The organism is Neorhizobium populisoli, assembly GCF_019430945.1.
Classification (GTDB): Bacteria; Pseudomonadota; Alphaproteobacteria; order Rhizobiales; family Rhizobiaceae; genus Neorhizobium; species Neorhizobium populisoli.
The window spans coordinates 61716-80560 of record NZ_JAHYCB010000016.1 but is presented as its reverse complement, the minus strand read 5'-3'; the positions used below and the strand labels follow the sequence as shown (position 1 = coordinate 80560).

The window sequence follows — 18845 nt, the reverse complement described above, 5'->3', positions numbered from 1 at the left end:
AGCAATCCGTTCCGATGTCTCATCTCAATCATGGTTGTGCGGCATTGGCCGAGTTCCCCGTACACCCTTTCAGCAATGGTGCTAGAAGGTTGAGCCGACACCTAGCCTCCTAATGGTGGGAGGCAGAAGAGTTGTTTTTACAAGCTGAAGATTGAACCTCAGATCCGACCTCGATCGCGGGCCGGTCGATGGGGAATTTTCACGCCGGTGCGCTTTCCTGCCGATCCGCCTTGTCGTCCGCGGCGTCTTCGACGCATTCGGCCCTCTCGGCAAGCTTCTTGCTCATCTCCCGAAGCTGCTGCTCGTCGAGCTTCTCGATGCCAACGAATTTGTTCTGCGCCTGAGACGTCAGTATCAGTTCGTCAAGCTTGGCCTGCAACGCCTTGCCGTCACGATTCTGCGAGTTCTGCAGGACGAAGACCATCAGGAAGGTAACAATCGTCGTGCTGGTGTTGATCACAAGCTGCCACGTCTCGGAATAGTCGAAGAACGGCCCGGACACCGCCCAGGCGAGGACGAGCAGAACGGCCATTACAAAGGTGGCAGGCTTGCCGGAAAGGCCGGCAACTGAAGTCGCAAACTTGGAGAAGAATTTCGAGGTAGTGTTGTCGCTCATGTGCGTTCCTTTCGGCGGGGAAAATGCAGTCGTCATATCCAGGGTTCCGGTTCGGCCCGTGGGTGAGACTTAGGTCCCAGCGTCCGCTTTGAAGGATTAACGACGTCCGGGCACGTCCTTTGTCCTGATCATCTCCAACTCTCGGAAGGCGAACACATGGAACAGGCATGCATCGGCTGGATCGCAGCGATCATCATAGGCGGCATCGCGGGCTGAGTCGCGGAGCAGTTCATGAAGTCCAGCATGGCGTGATCATGAACATTATTCTGCGGATCGTCGGAGCGATCGTCGGGAATGCCATACTGTCCCTGTTCGGCATCGTACTTGGCGGCTAGATCGGCTACCTCGTCGCCGGCTTCATCGGCGCCTGCATCCTGATCGCGGTGGCGAGACTATTCCGCCAATGAAGAAGACGCCTCCGAAGCTGGCGCTTCCAGAAGGGGTCGAGGACTGCGGCTCCCTCCAGCGCAAGTTCTGGGCCGCCCAGCGGGTGGCCTGGATCGTCTTCTCGCTAATCCTGGTCGCCTACCTTCTCGGTGGCTTCGGACACGGTGGCTATCTCTCTAGGGCGAACACGAAGCGCGAGTTCCGGTCCCCAGTAGATCGCAATGGGATAGTTGGTCCCGAGGCAGATGCACATGCCGACCGAAGACCCTGCGGCCACGTTTCCGGCAACCCCAGCGGCGTGGACGACCAGTCCATAGCGCGCATAAGCGCTCCGGCTTCGCCCCCTCCAGACAGAAAGATGTCCGCATGGTCGTTTTGCTGAGGATTGCTGGGCGACTGCGCGTTCACGTCTACTTCTGGTCAGATCTGCACGCCATTTGTTCGTCGAACTTCTATCGAAACCGTCCCTTACTTTCAGCATGATACGACACTGTACGGTAGCGTACATCAGGCCACACTCGGGATTGCCATTTCCAGAAATCGGCCAAAGTCCACGCGGACTGCTCCTCGAGGAGATTGGAACTAACGAGCCTATTCTAAGTTATAACGGCACTCACGGACACGTGATCTTCGGGACCATGTGTCACCCTCCGCAACTGTTCGGTGCCGGACTTTTAGGGAGTGCGCGCTATGTGCCCCGAGAGCTTAGACAGGGAGAATCAATGAGTATTTTCGACCGTATCAAGCACGCAATCTTCGGCCAGGCTCATGCTGCCGCCGCCCCGCAGGCGGCGGCCCCGGCTGCTTCATCTTCGCCGACGCCAGCGCCAACCAACGCGTCGCCAGCCGCATCTTCGGCGCCGTCTTCAGGATCCGTCTCTGCGCCTTCGACCTCCGCTAATCCTGCTGCAGGCAAGTCCGCTCAATCGCAGCTTTCTTCATCGTCTGCCGCGGCGCCGACATCTGGTGTAGCTTCCAGTTCTTCCGTCGACGTCGAAACCACCCTGAATGACGCGGTGAAAAAGTCTGGCCAGAAGCTCGACTGGCGGCACTCCATCGTCGACCTGATGAAGGCCCTCGGCATGGATGCGAGCTTGGAGGAACGCAAGGAGCTTGCTCAGGAGCTTGGCTATACCGGCGACACCCATGACAGCGCGAAGATGAACACCTTCCTGCACAAGGCGCTGATGAAGAAGCTGTCCGAAAACGGCGGCAAAGTGCCTTCCGACCTGCTCGACTGACCGCGGTCTCATTTGAGTTCAACTTTACCAACAAGCGAGAGAAATGAAATGGCAGCCACCAAGACCCTAGACGACCTGTTCCTCGACACGCTGAAGGACATCTACTTCGCCGAGAAGCAGATCCTGAAGGCCCTTCCGAAAATGGCCCGCGCCGCCCAGTCCGAAGAAGGCAAGGCAGGGTTCCTCCAGCATCGCGACGAAACGCAGGGCCAGATCGAACGCCTAGAACAGGTCTTCGAACTGCTTGGCAAGCCGGCCCGTGGCAAGACTTGCGAAGCCATCCAGGGCATCATCTCCGAAGGGGAGGAGATCATCGAGGAATTCAGGGATTCGCCTGCCCTCGATGCCGGTCTCATCTCCTCGGCGCAGGCAGTCGAGCACTACGAGATCGCCCGCTACGGTACGCTTATCGAGTGGGCTAACCAGCTCGGCCTGAAGGACGCCGTGCCGCTCCTTCAGGCGAATCTCGCCGAAGAGGAAGCTACGGATAAGAAGCTCACGCAGCTTGCTAAGGCCTCGGCAAACGCCAAGGGCAAAAGCAAAACTGCCTGAGGCTCTGCAATACTCTGGAAGGCCGTCCACTGGGCGGCCTTTTGACATCTGGCTACACACCTCGGGGACAACCATGGCAAAGCGCACGACACGGGCTTCGGGCTCGACATCCACCACAGACGCCGTCACCATCCATGACCAGCAGCTCCACCGGGGAGCGGGCGGCGAGCTTCATCAGATCGCGGAGGACGGCGCCGACGTGCTGACCACCTCGCAGGGCGGACCGGTCGCCGACGACCAGAACTCGCTTCGCGTCGGCGCGCGTGGGCCGCTCCTGGTCGATGACTTCCATTTCCGCGAGAAGATCTTCCACTTCGACCATGAGCGCATTCCGGAGCGCGTAGTTCATGCACGCGGGTACGGCGCCCATGGCTTCTTCGAAACCTATGAATCCTTATCCGACGTCACCCGCGCCGACATCTTCCAGCGCGCAGGCGAGAAAACGCCCGTCTTCGTCCGCTTCTCGACTGTCGCAGGCAACAAGGGTTCCGCCGATCTCGCACGCGACGTCCGCGGTTTCGCCGTCAAGTTCTACACGCAGGAAGGTAACTGGGACCTCGTAGGCAACAACATCCCGGTCTTCTTCATCCAGGATGCGATCAAGTTTCCGGACGTGGTCCATGCCGCAAAGCAGGAGCCCGACCGGGCATTCCCGCAGGCTCAGACCGCCCATGACAATTTCTGGGATTTCATCAGTCTCACGCCAGAAAGCATGCACATGGTCATGTGGATCATGTCCGACCGCACCATCCCGCGATCGTTCCGCTTCATGGAAGGCTTCGGCGTCCACACGTTCCGGTTCGTTAATGCCGAGGACAAGTCCACCTTCGTCAAGTTTCACTGGAAGCCGAAGCTCGGTCTGCAGTCGGTCGCGTGGAACGAGGCGGTCAAGATCAACGGCGCAGATCCGGACTTCCATCGCCGCGATCTCTGGCAGTCAATCCAGTCCGGCAACTTTCCTGAATGGGAGCTGTGCGTCCAGCTCTTCGACCAGGAATTTGCCGACAACTTCGACTTCGACGTCCTCGATCCCACCAAGATCATTCCGGAGGAGATCCTGCCCGTGAAGCCGATCGGCCGTCTCGTGCTCGACCGCATGCCGGACAACTTCTTTGCCGAGACGGAGCAGGTCGCGTTCATGACCCAGAACGTGCCTCCGGGCATCGACTTCAGCAACGATCCTCTATTGCAGGGCCGGAACTTCTCCTACCTCGACACCCAGCTTAAGCGCCTGGGCGGCCCGAACTTCACGCACCTTCCAATCAACGCGCCGAAGTGTCCCTTCCACAACTTCCAGCAGGACGGGCACATGGCGATGCGCAATCCGGTTGGCCGGGTGAACTATCAGCCGAACTCTTTCGGGGAAGGTCCGCGGGAATCTCCGTCGAGAGGTTATCGCCACTTCCCAGCCCAGGAGGACGGCCAGAAGGTCAGGCTGCGTCCGGAAAGTTTCGCCGACCACTACAGTCAGGCTCGCCAGTTCTTCCTCAGCCAGACGCCGCCGGAGCAGCGACACATCGCGATGGCTCTCACCTTTGAACTGAGCAAGGTGGAGACCGTCGCCATCCGCGAGCGAATGATCGCGCATCTGCTCAACATCGACGAGACGCTCGCCGTTACCGTGGCGCAGAAGCTTGGTATCCAGACAATGCCGAAGGCTGCGGACGCCGCAATGCCAACACGCCAGGACCTGGAGCCTTCTCCAGCCCTCAGCATCGTCGAGCGCGGACCGAAGAGGTTCGAGGAGCGCAAGCTCGGCGTGCTCGTCACGGACGGCGTCGATGCGAAGCTACTCAAGGGGCTGAAGACCGCGATCACAAAGGAGAAGGCTCTCGTCGAGCTCATCGCTCCGAAGGTCGGCGGCGTGACCGCGTCGGACGGTTCCTGGATCGAGGCCCAGCACATGATCGACGGCGGCCCCTCGGTACTGTTCGACGCCGTCGCCGTCCTCGCATCGTCAGCCGCCGTCGAGGACCTTGTCAAGGAGGCCACCGCGCGGGACTTCGTGGCGGATGCATTCCAGCACTGCAAGTTCATCGGCTACGACGAAAGCGCCTTTCCGCTCCTCGCCAAGGCAGGGATTGCCGAGGATCTCGATGAGGGCACAATCATCCTTCCCGGCGAGGAAGGGCTTGCCGCCTTCGTGACCGAGCTTGGCAAGCTTCGTGTTTGGGGGCGCGAACCTACGCTCAAGCTCGGCAAGGCGTCGCAGCCGGTCAAGTGAAGAGGAGGCGCGGGAAAGTAAGTCCGCACCCTCCCCTCTTATGTGAGGTGGGAACGACAGACTTCGTCGGGTGTTGTCGCTTGCAGGGGCGGCAACACGCCCGGAAAAAAACAGGAGATCGATCAATGATGAGCGGACCTATGAAAGCGCTGCTGGGAGCGCTCGCCGTGGCAGGCTACCAGAACCGTGACAAGATCGCAGAAATGCTGCGCGGACTTCAGAACCGGCAGCCCCAGAATGGCGACGCCTCTCTCCCGAACGAGAAAACTGACGGCGGTCTAGGTGGACTGTTCGGGGGACAAGGTGGCCTTGGTGACCTGCTCGGGGGCCTTACGACCGGCGGCATCCTAAGTGGCGGCCTGGGCGACCTTCTGAAAACGTTCCAGCAGAACGGCCACGGCGACAAGGCGGACACCTGGGTCCGGCCGGGGCCGAACGCTCCGATTGAACGAGACCAGCTTTCCGAGGCGCTCGGCCCGGACGTCATCGACGAGCTCACGGCGAAGACGGGGCTCTCCCGCGAAGACATAATCGACCGGCTGACGCGCGACCTGCCGAGAGCCGTGGACGACCTTACGCCGAATGGCAAGGTTCCGAACGAAGAAGATGACTTCCTTCGCTCGGCCAGCTCGCTTTCGACGGGCCAAACCGCATGAACGCTACCTTTCGAATGGAGAACACAATGTCCGAACCCTCGAATTCGCCTGCCGTCCAGTCCATGCGGGAGGAGCAGGATCGCCAACGCGGCGCAAAGAGCGCAAGCGCCCTCGAAAAGGGGCTAGAGGCCACCTTTCCGGCGTCAGATCCCGTGTCTGCAGCGATCACCTCGATCCCGGCGGGCCGGGCGGAGACCGCCGACGTGGGTTCGTCGGCGCGCGCCGCGGAACTTGCCGCGGATCGTGACTACCCTCGCGTGGATGCCGCGCTGAACAGCCAATCCCTTCTTGAAACGGAGATCCTCGACGCGAGCGAGGAGGTCCGCGCGCTTCGCCGGGACGTCGCCCGGCTTCGGGAAACCCTTCTGGAAGTCGCCGAGGGCGGAGTCGCGATCATGAAGGCGGAAGCCCGATCCGCGGTTCGTGACGTCAAGGCCCGCGTTCGACAGCGCCCGCTCGCGGCAGTCGGTGTCGCGGCACTGATCGGATATGTGTGGGGCCTTACCAGATAGGACGTTACGATCCTGGCCTGCATCAAGCCGTAGCTGCGATTAATCTCGGGATTGTAGAAGCTGGCACGGTTCACGCCGACTTGAGATTGTCGGGAACGATCAGCCGAGGAACCCCGCCGATGAAGCGAAAGAGGCTAACATGCGAGCCGATCAGTCAGGCAGCGTCTGGGTCCAGGTTGCTTCTGCATAGGTGAAGCTGGAGGCGCCGAGCTCCATGACGAAATTCTTCGCCTCGCTGATCTCACCGGTCGTGTGATCGACGATGATACTCTTCCCCGAATATTCCACAAAACCTTGTCACCGGCGGGATGCTCTTGGCGCATCGTCGGAGACAGCCGTTGTTCGAAGCCGCTGAACAACGCACAAACCGGCTGTATCCGTAGCCATCAGGGTTTAAAGAGCGATACTCTCCCCATAGAATTTGGAGCGTAACGCCAGGCGTCTTGAGCTCGACGGCAGGTTCGGCCCATATCGGTTCCGTTCGCCGTCGAGTGTCTTGCTTGACTCCGTTGCGGGAGAAAAGCTTGTTCTCGAGAGCATCACCGGTCAGGTCGCTTGGCAAAGCAAATTCAAGCCGATCTCGACCCGGTTCTGAGCTTTATCGAGAATTGGCGAAGACTGGCTGGATCCAGCTCCGTACGTTCGCGATGATGACTAACGCCTCGAGCCAGCCTCTTCGACCACGTCTACGGCAGGCAAGCAATCTCACGAGTGGTTCGTCTACCACCACAAGCACTCTAAACGGTATAAGCACCCTGCCCATCGTCCAACAGCCTGACGAAACGGAGATAACCGATCACAGTTCCGCGCAACCGAAACTAATGTAAAAGTGAAGTCCGTCGGGCTGGAAGGCAACATTGGTACGTGGGTTCGACTTTGGTGGAAGCGCACGCTCTATCAGGACGCTGCCGAACCCCTTCCTCGTCGGCGCTTTCACGGCAGGGCCGCCTGATTCCACCCATTGCAGGTCGACCCGCCCACCCTCGGCAGTCCATGTTATGCCGACCGTCCCCCGGTCGGAACCCAGGCTGCCATACTTGATGGCATTCGTCGCAAGCTCGTGCACCACGAGCGACAAAGGCAAGACCACGTCGGCAGGCAGGACGACATCCGGCCCGTCGAATGAAATCCGTCGAGCGTCAGAGGCGTGCGCCTTCAAGGCTGCCTGCAAGACGTCCTTGATCGCGGAGGCAGATCCTTCCTTCCCAAGGATGAGGTCGTAAGTCCCCGCAAGTGCCGTCAGCCGCTCCGAAAAGGACTGGTACCGTTCCGGGTCGGAGCGGGCGAACGTCTGGCGGGATATCGCCTGAACGAGCGCGAAGCCGTTCTTGACACGGTGAGCGAGCTCGCGGACGAGGAGCATGCGCTCCTCCTCGTTGCGTTCGGCTTCGGCACGGCGTGTTTCGAGCTGGTCGAGCAGGTCATCGAGGGCGGCGCCGACGGCGTGCAGCTCGTCGGAGGGCTTCATCCACGTGCGGGCCTCGGTCTCTCCAGCCTTCCACTGTCGCATCACGTCCCCGATCCGGGAGATTGGTGCTAGGATGACCCGGTTGCCAACGTAGAAGGACAGGACGAGGGCCGCAAGTGCGCCCCAGACGATGCCAAGAGCGTTGATGATCGTGGACCTGTTTATCGGCGCAAAGGCCTCCGTCGTTGAGAAGCCGGCGCTAACATACAAAGGGCTGCTCGGCAGCGCGATCGGTCGGTATCCGAGCACTCGTTCCGTGCCGTCCCGGCTTCGGACTTCCACGACACCCGGTTGGTCGGCGTTGATGAGCTTGAGGAAGCCATCAGGGATGACCGTCCCGACGAAACGTTCCGGCAGGGGAACGCGTGCGACTATTGTCCCCTCGCCATCCGCGAGCGTTACGGCATTGCCGGGCGCGACGCCGCGCTCGGTGACGCGATTTTGGAGCCAGTCTAGGCGAATGCCGCTGACAACGACCCCAACGACGGCGTCGTTTTCCACGATTGGCATGGCCAGCGGTAGAACGCCGTCCCCGGTCAATCTGCTTTTAGTGTAGGTACCGACGACGAATGCCTTCGTCTCGATAGCCTGATGGAAGTACTTACGGTCGGCGAACGAGGTTCCGGCCGGCATCTCCATGCTGCCGCAGACGGGGCTGCCGTCGGGCTGCAGCACGAAGATGGTGCGTATGTTCGGTACGTTTCCTGCGAGCGACTTCAGTGCCTCGTCGCACGTCGGGCCGTCCAGATGCCGCACCGAGGGCATCGAAGTAACGGCGAGAAGAAGAGAACGCAGTCCTTCAACGATGCGATCGACTTCCGAAGACGCCTGTCTCGCCGCCTGCGCGGCCTGCGCCCGCACTTCCTCGCCACGCTGCTGGCGTATCGCATATTCGCCGTAGCCCAGCATTCCGACTACAGGGACAAGCGCGGCGACAGCCACCGCGACAAGCTTGAACTTCATCTGAAATCCCCTTCTCAGGCTTAGTTAGCATGACGCATTCGACCTGAGTAGAGTAAGCGGACGTACCAACCGCGCAGGATTGCGGTGAACCTGCTAGGTGAGCCACCTGCCGGTCGAGCTGTAGGTTGCGCCGACGCGAGGATGGTGTTGGCAGGCGAGAAGAAGAAACAAAAATTTTCCGAGCCTTTACGGGCCGGCGACGCGAGAGCGCACGAGGTCCTCGATGAAAAGCGTGAAACGATATCGGCGGCTGACAGTCTCGAGCCTCTGATTTAGCTTGCCGAGTTTCGGACGACGCGCCTTCGAAAATCGAACTTTTGCAGGAGACCCTCGAGGCGGGTCTGATCGAACAGCGGGAGCTTCGGAGGCAAGTGGACATCCTTGCCCAGAGGGGGAAAGTGACAGGCGTGATGTCTACGCGTGAAGTCGCTGCACACATCCGTAGTAAAGGAAGCAGACCCTGCGAGGCTTATGTACCTCATCCGGTCGAAGGCTCCAGACTAGATCCTTCCTGCTGCTCCGGGCATTCTTGAGGAGCGTCACCGGCAGATGAGAACCGTCGTTACCCAATCCGAACAGTTCGCGTTGCATGAACTGATGGCAGCCTACAAACTCAGGGATGCGAGACATACGGCGTAGGCTCGAGAGCGGCGGAACCGCATCCAAAGAGCGGAGGGGGACGAGGCGCCACCTCGACGAGGCAGGTCGTAGTGCCAGTTGGCGCTAGCGGATGGTCAGCGTCGGCGGCCTACGGCCGGCCCAGATGTGTTCTTTGGTCGCCTTGGGGCGGTGCTCCTGCTCGAGACAGGAACCCACTGACGCTTCCGTTACGCCGTCCCCCGCTCGCCTTCGCTTCCTCTTCTGTGCGTTTCGAGCTTCGTCACGCTTGCTGCGTAGCGGCAATCTAGGTGAGATTCAGCGTCAATCAGGGTGAGACTCGCGCCGGGGTGTGACGGAGTGAGGGCGTAGCCCAACCGTAGTCATACCCCGGCGTGACGCAGATTTTCGGCGTCTCATGATCGCGGTCGGTCCGGTACATTTGCGGTTTTCTGGATTGGAGAACCAGTGTGTGCCGGGTCGCCATGTAACCGATCATCAGTTCGTGAACCCGCCGCCAAAGGCTGCCCAAAAAGTCGATCTAATGGGTGACGTCGGTGATCTGCAGCGGGGCGCTGTCGTTGAGCAGAAGAGGTTTCGAGGGGTTGCACGAGCGTTGCATCATGCCCGGTAGTCCAACAGGAAGTCTTAAAAAGCATGGTTTGCGAAAATAGTTTGTTTACCGTGACAATACCTTTCCGTGCGCGGATGGAGCGCCGTATTCAAATCTGCGTTCTTCTCTCGAAAATGTATGAGGCTGCCATGCTTGTTCTCTTAGAAAACGATCTGCGCATCTTGAAGCAGGTACTGGATGATGTGTGCGCCTCCCGTGAAGCTTTCGGGAGAAACGCAAACAGAGGAGCGCTATCGATTATGGCTTTGGAGCTTTATCGGAAGGGTTTCAGAAAGCCGGAAATGCTTAATCGAATGCTTGACCGAATCCCGATCGACAAAAGTGGCCGATGATGAGTTCAAAGGATGGAAAGAACCAGTGCGCAAGACGGTGTGAGGCAGTCGTGTCGGACGGTTGCTCATCGGCGTGGCTCGGACGCTGCAGCCCTCGAAATTTCAGGTTTCAGCGCAACCGTAGACATGGGCTCTGCCATGTTTAACGGTTGACATAGCGTCCTGCGATCCGCAACAAGCGGCTCCCTATAATTGGACGATGGGCCTCTATGCAAAGCCTACCGACACTCGAAGAATTGGTCGCTGCAACTTTAACGCAAGCGAGGGATGGGCTTGCTTGGAACTCCATCACCCTTGGCGAAATCCAGGGTAAGTGCCTCAAAGCGGCCGAAGACCAGGCGCCTGATCTCGTCGATGAACTAAGCAATGTGGCGGGCTTGGGCGCGCTCATCCTGGCGCTCCAGGCCTGCAAACGCATCATTGTTCCGGCGGACGAGGAGTTAGGAGTTTGGACGTTCGTTCGCGAAGTACACTCTTAAGACGGCCTATGCCTTCACAGAACGCTTTCGCGGCTTCTGCCGAGCCGCCTCGAACGCTGAAACGGTCCGAAAGTGATAGGCGACGGGGGGTCGAATCCTCAAAGCCGGTCCCCATCGCTGTTATCACCTGTCGCTCGGTTTGACAGTGGCAATGCCCAGTTTGAATCAGCCGAAATCGCGGATTCGTCTGATGACCGCTGGGGGGCATTTCGGACCATTTGATCTGAAAATCGCTAATTTACCTGAAAAAAATGCATCACAGTCCCGGGCCTTATAGTGCCGATCACGGGCAAGCCAAAATGCGGAATGCCGCTCGACCAAGCCGATAACGAGGTGGATGCTCTCAACTATGGCGTAATCATCGCTGACGGCTACGCAACTCGCCAACACCTCGCCAGTTGTTGGGCCAAATCAACTCGCTGATGGGATCATGATGTCCGACCACGATGACGACTTAAGACATTTGGGGGAGCCGGTCTGCGGCAAATGCGGTAGTGACCTTCTCCACGGCGGAGGCCAGCCGGAGCAGACCGACATCATCGAATGCTCTAACAAGAAGTGCGGCCGCAAGGCGACCTACGCTGAAGTATCGGCCGACTGCCAAGCGGTCTACGCTGAATTTTCCGAATGGTACCTGCAGAAAAGCCGTGTCGGCATTAGACCGGGATTGAAGGATATCCGTCGGTGGCGGCCGAAGGGAAAGCGCAAATTCACGATGAAGGTTGTAGCCATTGGCAAGGTCGATGAGTTGATGCGGGATTTCAGGGCAGTAGAAATTTGAACCCGATCAGGACGAGGTCGGGTCGACCCGCTCACCGAGCTGAGCGCATTGTGCTTCTGGAGCAAGCCACTGGAAGGCCGGCACTAAGCATTGATAGCCCAACCTCTTTCATGGATAAGCTTGGTCCCGTCCCGTGAGAGAACCGGGCTGATGGAGAAGCGGCCTAGGGACTTTTTTAGAGGTTAGATTGGTTTTGGGTCTGACGACTCAAAGCTAAAAGATGTTGCATGCCCAAGTATTTCTTTGACATCGTCAGCGGCCCGATGCGCGATGACGAAAGCGTGGAATTGCTTCACCCTGAGTCCGTTAGGAAGAAGCTGCCAGGATCGTATCGGATCTCGAAAGAGATGAGATGCCAGAACCGGCGGTCGAAATCACAGTGAGCGTCCGCGATGAGAGCGATCGCAAAGTATTCATCGGGACGATGCACCTTGCGGGCCTTTGGCAAAGCTAGATATTTTTGCTTCCATCGTTCAACTCCGGGCAAGCACCGCACAAGCTCACGGGATGAATATCGCGCTCTGAGCCATCCACCGAATTCAGCGAACCCTTATGACCGATAGTAACTTCGAAATCACAGAGCCCGATACGGCCTCCGAAGAATGTGTCGCCCGCTTGGCCGAATGTCGCCGGCGATTGACGAAACTTTATGAAAATTTGATCAGCCTTAATGACCTCATGGAAAAAAGTCAGGCCATCCGCGCCCCGGCTTCTCAAAATCGGCATTAAGCACTCGCCGTCCAGCCGTACGAAAAGTTGTTTCAAGCTCGCCGCGACTTCGCCTTGGTATGACCAGACGACGCGCTGATCGGCTGTGAGATATCGAGTGGACGCCAAAAGAGATCCGCTAGATCTTATCCTCCGACGCACTCAGGTCGAGCGCCATAATGGTGCCCCAGTCGAAGATGTGTGAAGTCATCAGCAGCATGGTCAAAAATCAGCGGATTGTTGATGATCCTAACAAAGCTTGTCAGACAGCATCGAGAAAGAAGCGGGAGTCACACCGTCCGTCTGGGACAAGACAAAGGTCCTATATCCGAGGCGTTGCTCCGATCACAATCAAGGGTGGCATATCAGGGCCGGCCCGCCGCGTGGGTCGGCCCTTCCCATTGTAAGGCAAATTTGGCAGCGGGGTACGACCAAGGTTTGTCTTCTCTTCGCCTCAACCGTTCCTGTCCTGGAACTTGATGATGGAACTCTTATTTCCGACGCGACTGCCATTGCGGAATAAATCGACAACCTCAGTGGAGAGCCGACGCTCACGAGCGCGTCATGGACCCAGTTCGACGAATTCTTCCCACTCCCCTTTCCCTGCAAGGGCCCGCTTCTCCATCGCGGACGTCACGCTATATGCGGGCATTCTTTTCGGGGACGTCGCCGGGGTGCAGCCGGCCGATGGTCTCGACATCTGACGCAGTTCTTGCTCGGGCGGCCGAGCTGCCAAAACGATCAGGGCAGATCCATCTACCTGAAGATCCCCGTCGGATTGGTTTCTAGGAGCGCGGTCGCGGTACTGACTTGAAAAAGCAATCCCTGCAGGAGAGGGAGGGGAATGACGACCTGAAGGGATCGGGAGCCATGGTCAATGGGAGGCTGATGGCCACGACAGGGTGCAGCCGGTAGCGGCGGGCTGCGTCCGGCAATCAAGTCAACCGGCAAGTGAACGGACCAGGCTTATCGTAGGCCGTTGTTTGGCAGCTTCATTGGAAACCTCGGGTTTCCGAGCGGTACGGCTTGAACGTCAAATCCGACTTTGGAAAGCTTTCGCCCGATTGAGCGAGACTTGCATGACCGGCCCTATCCTCCGACTAAGCACTCTTGCAGCACGACGTGTTTGCGTACTTCACGACGACGTCGTCTGCTTGAGGATGGAAAGGTTGCCCTTGCCGCTCTCGCCGGGGTCGGAATGTTGCTTTGCCCCGCCTTCAATCCACCGCAATGGTCACGGATGATGTACCCTTGTTACAAATAGGGAGCCTCTTATGGACAGTCAGTGGAACGACCCGGTTCGCGTGAATGACGGCGAACTCCGCATCACGATAGCCAGCGCCGCTCAGGCTCGCAGCTTCATCCAGCATGCGCGGCACACGGGGCGCGTGTGGGAAGAAGCGATGCGGGCATGTTCAGCCGCTGCTGACGGACGCATGTCGAACGCGGAAGCGCGTCGGGCTTTCTTGAAGGCGGCGAACTGACTTTGAGAAGTTGCCATTGCCAACCGAGCAGGTGCTCTTTGCTCGGGTGCGTCTCCTCCCACACTCTTACTTGGGAAGAAACGACAAAGACCAACAAGATCTGGATCGGCCTGTCCGAATTGGAGACGACTTAAATCTTTTCGCCGTTCGATGCGCACAAGTTTCTGCGATCGAAATGGCCTGAACGGACGGACGTGAATTTCGCCAACGCCGTGTCGGCGATACGAGCGGCGCTCGACACGAGTATGACGGTCGATGCGGCGCGCTTAAAATTCACTCAACTTCATTAAGCCAAAGAGTCGATGTTTTCTTATGCACGCGCTCGCGCGCGTGGGCCGTTCAGCCAGCGTTCAGCAGACACGGAGCTAGATCATTTTGTCCAAGGAGGATAAACGATGCGCAAAATCATGCTTGCAGCAACTCTGATGATCTCCGGCATTCTAGGTGGCGGATCTGCAAATGCCTTGCCGTTTGGCAATGTTGACACGCCGAGAGCATCAAACGTTGTCACGGTCGACTACGCTTGCGGTCGCGGGTACCACATCACGCCGCGGGGCAACTGCCGGCCAAACCGCTGGGAGCCACCGCCGCGGCCCCGCTATTACTCAGATAGAGCGGAACGGCGCGACCGTTGGGAACGCCATGGGCCACCGCGTCGGGATTGGCGCGAGCGCCGAATTTACCGTCAATGGTGATTACAGCCCCTCCGGATCGGAGGGGCTTTTTTTGTGCTCGTAGGAAAATCTGTCGTAAGATTTCCGTTGGGGGAGATCCCGCGGTGGTGGAGCGGTCGAAGAAATTAAGGCGCCCTCGTCTGTAGGCGCAAAGTAACGTAGCTCCATCACTTGCGCCAGTCGCTGACAACTGCCGCGCGCTACGACCATGCTGTGCAGAACCGGCACGACCTTAACTCCACATTTACCAGGCGACGGCATCTTCCCGACATAGGCCGGGGCAGCCGAGGTTAAGGTTATGCGTAACAGTGGTTTGGTTCTTTTGTTGGTACCGCTCATTGCGGTTCTTCTCTTTGGCGCGTCGGTTGCTTGGCGGCAACTTGAGGCCATTGATCCTGTTTTGACCGGTTCGATTCGACAAGCACGATGATTTGGCAGGCTCATAAATCGGCCGCGACTGTCTTGTGGAACGATTCAACTTCTGGGGGCTTTGATCTCCAGGAGGAACCGTTATGGAAAACCAAAGAAAATCACGCCAAAGCGCTCACTACATGGGTCTTAACATAGCGCTATTTGCGCTCATCGCCTCACTCGTGTGGATGGCGCATTGAAACTTCACACAAGCAGTGGAAGACGCCCGCCAAAACTTGGCGGGCGTCCGCTAGTCGCTTTTTAGTGGCGTGCAGCGCGATCGACCCGTTTACCCGCGTTTTGTGTGGCGTCAACCGTATTGGCTGTATCCTGGCCCATGCCGCGGATCGTGTTGCCGCAGGAGGATAGAGCAAGAGCGACGAAGGTCGCAGTAAGCATAACAACGAAGGGTGTTTTCATTTTTTTCCAGCCTTTTTTGAAGTGACAGATTGGACATAGGGCGGCCGGTAGCAACGTCGATATCTCTACGCGGCAAGACGGTCTTGTGTGTGGTGGTAGTGGACCTTGAACTGCCGCTGTCCGACCTAAGTCCGATGCTGGAACAAAATGCCTTCAACCCGCATTTATGGTTCCGTCACCCAATCACATTCGAGGTAGAATTATGAATAGCATCATTTGGCTTGTCGGAGCGGTCGTCATCGTTTTGGCAATACTTTCCTTTTTTGGCCTCCGTTGAGCCTGTCCGCTACCTTACCAACACTGGCTTTGGGGCTTCCCATTTTCCTCTGCCAGAGAGGATGTCAAATTGTCCGACACAGGATGGCCAACGCCGGTGCCCATATCATCACCGTCTCTCGGCGAGGTATGCTTACCGGGCCTTTCCATGCGATTACGCTCCCTATGAACTACTGGCCGTCGATGTCCGGCCCAAGCTTCTTAAAGCGTGGGTCGCATGCAGTGCCGCATCGCAGGGCCATATCACCCTTGACGAACCACGGGCGGCTTTCGTCTTAGCCGCTGAAGAAGCTGCCACTGCTATTCATAGATTGCAGCCGGTTTCTTCGGCTGCCGGTGCGACGCTGCGTTAGAGCTGGAGCGATTGATCCTCTTAAAACTGGGCTTTCATAGGGCCTTCACCATATATAGAGGACATGGAGATCCGAACGGCTTTGCCCGCGCAGGGCACGCGCAGGCAGAGGATCTTCTGCAGGTAAACCGGGATGGCATGGTCGAATTCTATCGGTGTCGCGGGACGTTAACCAGTCCAAGCTCTCGGGCAGCCTGATCGTCAAGACTGGAAAGATGGCTACCATCGACGAGCCCCCCGAAAGACTCGGCGTCTTCTACCATTTCCCTGAAGGACGGATGACGGCCTCTAGCCAGTGATTGAGATAAAATTACAATTGGCGGGTAGCGTCGCTACCGAACAAAGGGCTGACGTTTGTCCTGCCTGCAGGTACATGACTAGCACTTTCGGCTCGACGCTTCCACAGGTTGTCCATTTGCTGGAGCTTGGATTCGAAATTGTTGCGCGGGTTATAAAACTCTGGACGATCCGGGAGCGGCACATCATACGTTTCGCAAATCTTTTCAATCTGGTCCATTGCCCGTAGACCAAGCCTCGCATACCCTTCTTGACGTCGTTCAAACAGATCATTGTAGTCGGGCGGATCGATTTCGATTGAATAAAGTCCGTCGACCATATTCCGCAGCCTGTTGGGCAGCCAACGGATTTCGTCGGCAAGCTCGCGCGTCAGTAGGGACCAATTGGCATCTGCAGGTAGGTTTACCGTCGGATCGGCAGAGTGGAACACGAAGTCCGTTGGATCATCGACGTTGATCTCGGGGAAGTCGTTGGCTGCGGCGTAGCAAGCTCCGACCATATCGTCGAGAGCTAAAACTATCCGGAAGGCAAGGTCACGCGCTCGTTCTGCAGACTCCATGCGCTGCTTTTTGCGGCTGTTCAAGTACAGTGAGGCGGTCAGAGAAGCGATTGCTGTACCTACCACGACACAAATTATGGCTACGACTGAAATGCTCATGGATTCCTTCTCTGGCAATCGCCACAGCGGGACAAAGACTTTGGCTTTACGCGGGGTCTGCCAGCTCCGATATTTTCTCAAACATGGGGTTGGTCAACCTCTGGGACAAGACTTGGCGGCACGTGGATGCTCTGGGTTAGGATGACAGGAGAGACAGATGCACGATCAGAGCGTGAAGCGCGGGGGAGCGGGCTGTAAGATTATAACAGTAATGCTATTGCGATATTCTTCTCAGGTAAGGTCCAATGTTCCCAAGCCGCCGCCGAAGAAGCGCGCCGTTAGCTGCCGGTGCGGTGATGGTGCAAGCGCAATTCGTGCGGCTCCTCGGCGGCTGTGGACCATATCAAACGATGAGAGCAGAGGAAGTCGCTACAAAGATCTTTTGACGTTAGATCGACTTCTTCCTCTTATAAAGGGTACTTCTTCGTTTACGACGGGGGTTCCATCGAATGATCGTTCTTCACGCCTGGGTCCCTTTTAGGACAGCCGCAATAGCGATTTTGGCAATCGTATCAGTGATGCCATATCACAAAGACGCTGCTGCGAAGGATGACGATATTCAAATTTGCCGCTACCGAAGTGTCATCGACGGCCGACGCCTTTGCATACGCAAGGATTGGTTCAATCGAGACCTCTGCGCGACAATGGAGTTCGTTGCGGATCGCCACCAAGTGCCAGCCTCCTTCTTCGCTCGACTTATTTGGAGGGAGAGTCTGTTTCGCCCGGAGGCGGTCAGCCCGAAAGGGGCGGAAGGCATTGCTCAATTCACGCCCAGTACTGCCAAAATGCGCGGCCTCGCGAATACTTTTGATGTGATTGCTGCTCTCGATACCTCCGCGGCGTATTTGGACGAACTCAAGCAGCGACTTGGTAATTTCGGGCTGGCGGCTGCAGCATACAACGCAGGCGAAAACGCCCTGCAGCGTTTTCTTCTCTCCGGTCGATTACCGTTGGAGACCCGTGATTATGTCTTTGCGATCACGGGCAGTCTAGTTGAGACATGGCGCAATCATCCGCCCGACGCGGTAGCGGCAGCGTTAGATGATGACAAAACCTTTTTGGAAGCTTGTGAAGCCCTTGCCGATACACGCCGGATGAGTGAGCCGGTCCTCTTGTCTTCGGCGGATTGGGCACCTTGGGGAATTCAATTGGCGGCTCACCACAACCCCGCTGTTGCGGATAGGTTATTTAACAACGCGATCACCAAACTACCCCCGCCGCTCGACAGCGAGCGTGCATTGATTGTAAGGCAGCGGGGCGGAAATTTTGGCTACCGCCCGCGTTATGCGGCGAGGATCGGAAAAGAGACCCGGATCGAGGCGACTGAGCTTTGCGCTCAAATTCAAGCTGCTGGTATTTCCTGCACCGTTTTTCGAAATCGATCCCCGTAACGCGTAAAGACATTTGCGCCTTTAGTAACGCCCAGACCTTAACGGGCCTCCGCGTATCAAGGTCGACTTGCCGCGGTGTTGAGCAACTGCTGCTCCCACAGATATGCGATGCCGCTCCCGCCGGAATGCTGGACGATAACCTCCGTGATCTTCGCCGCCTGTTCGGCACGGGCCCAGTCGCGTTGCCATTCGGCGGCGAGCGCAAGCCAGGTCATCATGTTGACCCCGGCTGCAATCATTCGCTGGATTGCAACCTGATGCGCCTCTAAGGAAACGGCTCCAGATGCATCCGTGACGACTGTCACATCCCAACCCTCACCTGCCGCCTGGATTGCAGGCATAGCGACGCAAACCTCGGTCCAAAGACCCGCGATTAACAATTGCTTGCGACCTGTCGCCTTCACGACATCGACGACCTTAGGATCCTGCCAGGTGTTGATAAACGTACGGTCGATGATTTCCTGGCCGGGGAAGACGTCGGCGATCTGCGGAAACAGGTTGCCGCCACGTTCCGCGATCACCGTGGTGAGAATGGTCGGAACGTTGAAAGCCCTGGCAGCCTTGGCAAGGCCGACCGTGTTGTTGACCACCATCGTCGGTTCGTGGCTATTCACGTTCGCGAGTTGATACGGCTGATGGTCGATGAGGACGAGCACGGAATCATCGGGTCGGAGAAGCGAGGCGAGGCCGTTACGAAAGGTCATGAAATATCCTTGTTGGAGTTACTCGGAA

General features: G+C 57.8%; 18 protein-coding genes and 1 pseudogene. 12 read left to right on the top strand and 7 right to left on the bottom strand.

What is annotated here, in order from left to right:
• Window positions 1-199: 199 nt before the first annotated feature.
• Window positions 200-616, bottom strand: a complete 417-nt coding sequence (locus KX729_RS29380) for a low affinity iron permease family protein (protein ID WP_219746018.1) — start codon at window positions 614-616, stop codon at window positions 200-202.
• Window positions 617-772: 156 nt separating this feature from the next.
• Between KX729_RS29380 and KX729_RS29375 the strand changes: the two are divergent.
• The 6 genes and pseudogenes from KX729_RS29375 (at window position 773) to KX729_RS29350 (ending at window position 6188) form a co-directional block, all read left to right on the top strand.
• A pseudogene (locus tag KX729_RS29375) lies at window positions 773-1023 on the top strand (GlsB/YeaQ/YmgE family stress response membrane protein).
• A gap of 702 nt (window positions 1024-1725) precedes the next feature.
• Window positions 1726-2244, top strand: a complete 519-nt coding sequence (locus KX729_RS29370; RefSeq protein ID WP_219746017.1) for a DUF3597 domain-containing protein — start codon at window positions 1726-1728, stop codon at window positions 2242-2244.
• A gap of 48 nt (window positions 2245-2292) precedes the next feature.
• Window positions 2293-2796 carry a YciE/YciF ferroxidase family protein gene (locus tag KX729_RS29365; RefSeq protein WP_219746016.1) on the top strand — a complete coding sequence of 168 codons (504 nt, stop codon included), beginning with the start codon at window positions 2293-2295 and terminating at the stop codon, window positions 2794-2796.
• 73 nt (window positions 2797-2869) lie between these two features.
• On the top strand, window positions 2870-5020 hold the full coding sequence (katE, locus tag KX729_RS29360) for a catalase (RefSeq protein WP_219746015.1): 2151 nt from the start codon (window positions 2870-2872) through the stop codon (window positions 5018-5020).
• Window positions 5021-5145: 125 nt separating this feature from the next.
• Window positions 5146-5676: a YidB family protein gene (locus KX729_RS29355; protein WP_219746014.1), complete on the top strand. Its 531-nt coding sequence runs from the start codon at window positions 5146-5148 to the stop codon at window positions 5674-5676.
• A gap of 26 nt (window positions 5677-5702) precedes the next feature.
• Window positions 5703-6188 (top strand): hypothetical protein, encoded by a 486-nt coding sequence (locus tag KX729_RS29350; protein WP_219746013.1) that lies wholly within the window; start codon window positions 5703-5705, stop codon window positions 6186-6188.
• A gap of 150 nt (window positions 6189-6338) precedes the next feature.
• Here KX729_RS29350 and KX729_RS29345 read toward each other — a convergent pair whose 3' ends face one another.
• Window positions 6339-6476 (bottom strand): hypothetical protein, encoded by a 138-nt coding sequence (locus KX729_RS29345; protein WP_219746012.1) that lies wholly within the window; start codon window positions 6474-6476, stop codon window positions 6339-6341.
• Between the two features lie 508 nt (window positions 6477-6984).
• Window positions 6985-8619, bottom strand: coding sequence for a sensor histidine kinase (locus tag KX729_RS29340; protein ID WP_219746011.1), 1635 nt, complete (start codon window positions 8617-8619; stop codon window positions 6985-6987).
• A gap of 1772 nt (window positions 8620-10391) precedes the next feature.
• Here KX729_RS29340 and KX729_RS29335 point away from each other — a divergent pair.
• Both KX729_RS29335 and KX729_RS29330 read left to right on the top strand, forming a co-directional pair.
• The gene (locus KX729_RS29335; RefSeq protein ID WP_219746010.1) at window positions 10392-10661 is read left to right on the top strand and encodes a hypothetical protein; all 270 of its coding nucleotides are present in this window, start codon (window positions 10392-10394) and stop codon (window positions 10659-10661) included.
• A gap of 433 nt (window positions 10662-11094) precedes the next feature.
• Entirely contained in the window at window positions 11095-11442 is a 348-nt protein-coding gene (locus KX729_RS29330) for a hypothetical protein (protein WP_219746009.1), read from the top strand.
• A 450-nt stretch (window positions 11443-11892) separates the two neighbouring features.
• Here KX729_RS29330 and KX729_RS29325 read toward each other — a convergent pair whose 3' ends face one another.
• Window positions 11893-12207: a hypothetical protein gene (locus KX729_RS29325; protein WP_219746008.1), complete on the bottom strand. Its 315-nt coding sequence runs from the start codon at window positions 12205-12207 to the stop codon at window positions 11893-11895.
• Between the two features lie 1217 nt (window positions 12208-13424).
• Between KX729_RS29325 and KX729_RS29320 the strand changes: the two genes are divergently transcribed.
• The 3 genes from KX729_RS29320 (at window position 13425) to KX729_RS34685 (ending at window position 14329) form a co-directional block, all read left to right on the top strand.
• Entirely contained in the window at window positions 13425-13634 is a 210-nt protein-coding gene (locus tag KX729_RS29320; protein WP_219746007.1) for a DUF982 domain-containing protein, read from the top strand.
• Window positions 13635-13768: 134 nt separating this feature from the next.
• Window positions 13769-13924, top strand: a complete 156-nt coding sequence (locus KX729_RS34690; protein ID WP_219746033.1) for a DUF982 domain-containing protein — start codon at window positions 13769-13771, stop codon at window positions 13922-13924.
• A 105-nt stretch (window positions 13925-14029) separates the two neighbouring features.
• Complete coding sequence (locus tag KX729_RS34685; protein WP_376776093.1) at window positions 14030-14329, top strand: GCG_CRPN prefix-to-repeats domain-containing protein; 300 nt, start codon at window positions 14030-14032, stop codon at window positions 14327-14329.
• A gap of 651 nt (window positions 14330-14980) precedes the next feature.
• Here KX729_RS34685 and KX729_RS29310 read toward each other — a convergent pair.
• Entirely contained in the window at window positions 14981-15139 is a 159-nt protein-coding gene (locus KX729_RS29310; protein ID WP_219746006.1) for an entericidin domain-containing protein, read from the bottom strand.
• Window positions 15140-16077: 938 nt separating this feature from the next.
• Complete coding sequence (locus tag KX729_RS29305; RefSeq protein WP_219746005.1) at window positions 16078-16722, bottom strand: hypothetical protein; 645 nt, start codon at window positions 16720-16722, stop codon at window positions 16078-16080.
• A 449-nt stretch (window positions 16723-17171) separates the two neighbouring features.
• On the opposite strand from KX729_RS29305, the gene KX729_RS29300 reads away from it, so the two are divergent.
• On the top strand, window positions 17172-18113 hold the full coding sequence (locus KX729_RS29300; protein WP_246617949.1) for a lytic transglycosylase domain-containing protein: 942 nt from the start codon (window positions 17172-17174) through the stop codon (window positions 18111-18113).
• 56 nt (window positions 18114-18169) lie between these two features.
• On the opposite strand, the gene KX729_RS29295 is transcribed toward KX729_RS29300, so the two are convergent.
• Window positions 18170-18817: a hydrolase gene (locus KX729_RS29295; protein ID WP_219746004.1), complete on the bottom strand. Its 648-nt coding sequence runs from the start codon at window positions 18815-18817 to the stop codon at window positions 18170-18172.
• Window positions 18818-18845: the final 28 nt, after the last annotated feature.